General features: G+C 69.3%; 2 protein-coding genes and 1 pseudogene. 1 reads left to right on the forward strand and 2 read right to left on the reverse strand.

All coding sequences use genetic code 11. The features are described 5' to 3' along the window. Positions 1-427: 427 nt before the first annotated feature. Both ACIQOV_RS36845 and ACIQOV_RS36850 read right to left on the reverse strand, forming a co-directional pair. On the reverse strand, positions 428-925 hold the full coding sequence (locus ACIQOV_RS36845; protein WP_331768798.1) for a transmembrane transport protein: 498 nt from the start codon (positions 923-925) through the stop codon (positions 428-430). Next, positions 922-1,470, reverse strand: coding sequence for an RNA polymerase sigma factor (locus tag ACIQOV_RS36850; protein WP_331768797.1), 549 nt, complete (start codon positions 1,468-1,470; stop codon positions 922-924). The genes ACIQOV_RS36845 and ACIQOV_RS36850 overlap by 4 nt, the downstream gene beginning before the upstream one ends. A 943-nt stretch (positions 1,471-2,413) precedes the next feature. Here ACIQOV_RS36850 and ACIQOV_RS36855 point away from each other — a divergent pair. Continuing rightward, positions 2,414-2,566: pseudogene (locus ACIQOV_RS36855) on the forward strand (DNA primase); the annotation flags it as partial.

Raw genomic sequence — 2,566 nt, forward strand, 5'->3', positions numbered from 1 at the left:
TCTCACCCAACCCCCCCAAATTCCTCTCCCCCCCCCCCGGGGGGCCCCCCCCCCCGCCCCCCCCACCGCCCTGCCGGGTTGCCCCACCCGGGGGGGGCCCCCACAACCGGCGGTCAGTGGGCGGGCTCCCGGAGAACAGTCGCTGAAGACGTGTCCAGGACGCGGGCAAGTCCGTACTTGAGTCGCTTGGGTCGCTCAGTCGCTGCCCGCCGTCCCGTCAACCCACGACGAAACGATCTCGCTCCCTGCACAAAAGCGCCCGTAGGAAGGGCAGCGACCCAAGCGACTGCCGGCCCAAGTCTCTGCCGGCATCCTGGACGAGAGCACTGCGCTTTTGGAATTCCCCGGGGACGGCCACCTGTGGCGCCCCGCTGACGGCCATGGATGGTCCCCCGCCCGTGGCCAGAAGCACGCTCCGTGACGGTCCTCACGACGGGTCCTCACGAAGGCTGTCGCGCAGCCGCAACAGTTCGCGACGGCGGGACTGCGCCCGGACCAGGAGCAGTCCCGCGGTGGCAACAAGGGCGGCACCGGCCAATGCGACTGCCAGTGTCCCGGCCACGGTTCCGCGCACTGCGGCCACCGCGACCCCGGCGACGCCGGTCACCGCGGTCACCACCAGAGCGAGCCGGGCACCCAGCACCCGGTCCCGGGCGAACAGCGGCCGCCGCCTGCTCAGAACCCAGCCGGCGAAGGCGGCCCAGGCCAGCCCCACCGTGATCAGCCCGGCGAAGGCAACCTGAGTCCGCGCGGGGAGCGGCCCCGGCTCGGTTGCCCACAGCACCGCGACCAGCGCCGCCCCGCACCCTCCCGCCAGTCCCACGGCAACGTGCCGCATCCGCGAGCGCAGCGAGACCTCCGCCGCCAGCGCGCGCTCCAGCTCCGCCGGCACCTCCCGGGGTGCCCCGTGGCTCTGCTCGCTCATGCCTCGTATCCCTTCTCGATCAGGACGTCCCGCAACATGCGGCGGGCGCGGTGCAGCCTGCTCTTGACCGTGCCGGGCGGCACGCCCAGCACCTCCGCGCAGGCAGCCAGGGACAGATCCTGCAGGTGGAACAGGATCAGCGCTTCGCGCTCCAGCGGCGGCAGGTCGGAAAGGCCCGCTTCGATCTCCATCGTGTTCAGGACGCCGCTGGAGGAGTCGTCGTGATCGGCGACAGCCTCGCCCTCCGCGGCCGAGGGCGCCTGGGCCGTGTACGCCTGCCGCAGGTGGTCGACCACCGTGCGCCGGGCGATGGTGAACAGCCACGGGGCGAAACGCTCAGGCTGCCGCAGGCGCGGGAATCCGCGTACCACGGCAACCCACGCCTCCTGGGAAAGGTCGTCCGCGATGTCCGGGGATCCCACCATGCTCCGCACATAACGCCACAGCGGCGTGTGCCAGACGCGTACCAGCTCGCTGAACGCCTCCCGCTCCCCAAGCTGGCAACGCACCACCAACAGCAGTCCGTTGTGCCTGTCCTCGTCCACCCGCACCTCCTGGTCCCGCGCCGCGCGTCACCGGAACAGTCGGCATCCGGGACAGAAAGGTTCACAGGGCCTTGAGCGGTCCGGTCGGACCCTCCTCACCGAGCCCAAAGACAGGCTCCCCCGTGGCCGGCCAACGATGCGGTGCCCGGCTCTGCCAGGGGCGCGGTCAACAGTCGCTTGGGTCGCTGAGTCGCTGGCCGACATGTCGTTCATTGAACGACATTCCCGGGCGCGGGAAGGGAGCCCGATAGCCCGGCCTGGTTCAGCACCTGACGTACAGGCCGGAGCAGCGACCCAAGCGACTGTTGACCGGCGCCACGGCTCTACCTGGGACGACGCCCCTCTTCGGAGCCGGCTCTGCACAGGTCATCCCCCGAGAACGGTCGCTGGAGCTACCGAAGCGACCCAAGCGACTCGCCCCTGGCCTTCGGACAGTCCTGACACGCCCGACACGCCGGGGAGAACGCCCCGAGAGACTCAGTCGCTTTCAGTCGCTGGGCTTCAGTCGCTCCACAAAACACCAGGTCAGAGCGCATTCACCCACCCGAACAGCGACCGAAGCGACTCAAGCTCGGGTATATGAAGACATTCCCGTGTGCGTGTGTGCGTCATAGACCCGGGCTACAGTCGCTTCAGTCGCTGTTCGCTGTGAAAATTGCTCCTGACCTGCAAAAACGTCGGAGCGACCGAACCAGCGACTGAACGGGCTCAGTCGCTCCCCCAGGACTCGGTCGCTGAGTTTGTTCGCAAGCCCCGGTAGTAACGATTCACACGTCCCCGCTCGGCTAGTCTGTGTGAGCTATCTTCTGAACTTCGGTCGCTTCAGTCGCTGATCTGGGTCCTGCCAGTGCCCTGACCTGGCTCTTTACCCTCAGCGACCGAACGAGCGACTGAAGTCCGAGCAGCTACCGAACAAGGGGAAGGGACCAGCGTGACGGCGCCGATGGCCGTGGGGAGCGACCGAGCGGGCCGCCAGCCGGATGCGCTGGCCGTTGCCCGGTGGTGTGCCGCCCAGGGATGGCCCGTCCATCCGCTCGCCCCCGGACGCAAGACCCCGCCCGCCAACTGCCGCCCAGGGATGGCCCGTCCATCCGCT

The sequence above is a fragment of the Kitasatospora sp. NPDC091257 genome, from assembly GCF_044757675.1.
GTDB classification, from domain to species: domain Bacteria; phylum Actinomycetota; class Actinomycetes; order Streptomycetales; family Streptomycetaceae; genus Kitasatospora; species Kitasatospora lactacystinica.

Bases quoted from the DNA above. Each gene is read 5' to 3' on its own strand.
- ACIQOV_RS36845 (WP_331768798.1), bottom strand. From the start codon at position 925: ATGAGCGAGCAGAGCCACGGGGCACCCCGGGAGGTGCCGGCGGAGCTG.